Source organism: Methylibium sp., assembly GCF_013817365.1.
GTDB lineage: Bacteria > Pseudomonadota > Gammaproteobacteria > Burkholderiales > Burkholderiaceae_C > Methylibium.
Genome location: NZ_JACDCU010000563.1, coordinates 1 through 2,212, shown reverse-complemented (window position 1 = coordinate 2,212; position 2,212 = coordinate 1). Strand labels below are relative to the sequence as shown.

Genomic DNA, 2,212 nt, shown 5'->3' with positions numbered 1-2,212 from the left:
GAGCATGGCCGGTGACGCCAAGAAACTGCAGCCGATCATCATCAAGCGCGTCAAGAAGGGCGGCCACGCTCACCATGGCGGCGCCTGGAAGATCGCCTACGCCGACTTCGTGACGGCGATGATGGCCTTCTTCCTGCTCATGTGGCTGCTGGGCTCGACCACCGAAGGCGACCGCAAGGGCATCCAGGACTACTTCAACAACCCGGTGAAGATCTCCATGCTCGGCGGCGCCGGCTCGGGCGATTCGTCGAGCGTGCTGCGCGGCGGCGGCGAGGACCTTACCCTGAGCGATGGCCAGCGCAAGAAGGGCGATGTCGAAGCGCAGCGCAAGCACTACACGCTGCGGGCCCTGAAGGCACGGCAGAAGGAAGAAGAAGCGCAGCAGCTGCTGACGCTCAAGCTTCGTGTCGAGGACCTGATCGCCAGCAGCGAGAGGCTGGCCCCCTTCGGGTCGCAGATGCGGCTCGACATGACGCAGGACGGCCTGCGCATCCAGATCGTCGACGAGCAGAACCGGCCGATGTTCACGACCGGCTCCTCGGTGGTGCAGCCCTACATGCGCGAGTTGCTGCGCACCATCGCCGGCGTGCTGACCGAGGTGCCCAACAAGCTCACGCTGGAGGGCCACACCGACGCCGCGCCGTTCGGCTCGGGCGTGGCCGGCTACAGCAACTGGGAGCTCTCGAGCGACCGCGCCAATGCCTCGCGGCGCGAACTGCTCGCCGGCGGCCTGGCCGATGCGCAAGTGCTGCGCGTGCAGGGCCTGGCCGCCAGCCTGCTATACGACCGCGAGCAGCCGCTCAACCCGATCAACCGGCGCATCAGCATCATCGTGATGAACCGCGACGCCGAAGACCGCTTGCACGGCGTCGTTCCGAACGAGGCCGATGCAGCACCGCCCGAGCTGCCGACGCTGCCGACTTTGCCGACGCTGCCGCCAGAGCTGCTCGCGCTGCCCGTCGAGATGGCGGCGACGGCCTCAAGTGCGCCGGCCATCACCCGATAACCCTTGTAGACCCCGCCTCATCCGCGACACCCGTTTCCTCGCGAGGACCCCAGCACCATGAGCACACCCGACCTCAAATTCCTGATCGTGGACGACTTCTCGACCATGCGGCGCATCGTGCGCGGCCTGCTCAAGGAGATCGGCTACAACAATGCCGAAGAAGCCGAAGACGGCGCGGTCGCGCTGCAGATGCTCAAGAACACGAAGTTCGACTTCGTGGTCAGCGACATCAACATGCCCAACATGAACGGCTTCGACCTGCTCAAGGCGGTGAAGTCCGACGACAGCCTCAAGCACATCCCCGTGCTGATGGTCACCGCCGAGGCGCGCAAGGAAGACATCGTGCTGGCCGCCCAGACGGGTGCCGCCGGCTACATCGTCAAGCCCTTCACCAAGGCCACCTTGGAAGAGAAGGTGCAGAAGATCATGCAAAAACTCGCGGCCACGGCCTGAAGGACATCGACATGCTGTTGATTGATGAGGCCGTGAAGACGGCCCCGAGCGCAAGCGCCTGCGCCGCTCCTGCCGTCGGCGCCGCTGCTGCTTCGCCCGAGGTGTTCCAGCAGCTGGGGCACATCACTCGTCAGCTGCACGACACCTTGTCGCAGCTCGGCGTCATGCCCAAACTGCAAAGCGCTGCCGAGGGCCTGCCCGACGCGCGCAGCCGGCTGAACTACATCGCCGAGAAAACCGGCGCGGCTGCCGACAAGGTGCTCAACTCGGTGGACCATGCCAAGACCGAGCACAGCCACATCGCCGCCGAGACGCGCCGCATCGCCGCGGCCATCGTGGCCGATCCGGTCAAGGCGGTGGCCTCGGGCGCAGTGATGAACTTCGTGGGCGATGTCGAGTCGGCCACGGCGCGCATCGACGGCCACCTGACCGACATCATGATGGCCCAGGATTTTCACGACCTGACCGGCCAGGTGGTCGCCAAGGTGGTGGCTTTGGCCAGCGACCTGGAAGACAGCCTGGTCAAGCTGCTGCTGCAGGCGGCGCCGCCGGAGCAGGCGCAAAAGGTCGAGGCCACGCTGCTCAACGGGCCGGTGGTGGACCCGCAGGGCAGGACGGACGTTGTGCAGGACCAGGGCGAGGTAGACGATCTGCTGGCGAGTTTGGGGTTCTGAGTTGCTTGGTTTTGGCGGGCCGCAAAGCCGCGGGCGGGCGGCGGGCTTCGCTTCGGTGCGGCGGTGGGGGGGGGGGGGG

General features: G+C 66.4%; 3 protein-coding genes. All 3 read left to right on the top strand.

The annotated features are described in order from the left end of the window. Nucleotides 1-4 precede the first annotated feature (4 nt). From motB to H0W38_RS21310, 3 genes are read left to right on the top strand one after another with little or no spacing between them, the layout of a single operon-like run. Entirely contained in the window at nucleotides 5-1,006 is a 1,002-nt protein-coding gene (gene motB, locus H0W38_RS21320) for a flagellar motor protein MotB (protein ID WP_292444091.1), read from the top strand. A 57-nt stretch (nucleotides 1,007-1,063) separates the two neighbouring features. Beyond that, the gene (gene cheY, locus H0W38_RS21315) at nucleotides 1,064-1,459 is read left to right on the top strand and encodes a chemotaxis response regulator CheY (RefSeq protein WP_292444094.1); all 396 of its coding nucleotides are present in this window, start codon (nucleotides 1,064-1,066) and stop codon (nucleotides 1,457-1,459) included. Nucleotides 1,460-1,470: 11 nt separating this feature from the next. After that, on the top strand, nucleotides 1,471-2,133 hold the full coding sequence (locus tag H0W38_RS21310) for a protein phosphatase CheZ (RefSeq protein WP_292457977.1): 663 nt from the start codon (nucleotides 1,471-1,473) through the stop codon (nucleotides 2,131-2,133). The last annotated feature ends 79 nt before the right edge of the window (nucleotides 2,134-2,212 follow it).

Coding starts and splice junctions, on each gene's coding strand:
- motB (WP_292444091.1), top strand. CDS start 5: ATGGCCGGTGACGCCAAGAAACTGCAGCCGATCATCATCAAGCGCGTC.
- cheY (WP_292444094.1), top strand. CDS start 1,064: ATGAGCACACCCGACCTCAAATTCCTGATCGTGGACGACTTCTCGACC.
- H0W38_RS21310 (WP_292457977.1), top strand. CDS start 1,471: ATGCTGTTGATTGATGAGGCCGTGAAGACGGCCCCGAGCGCAAGCGCC.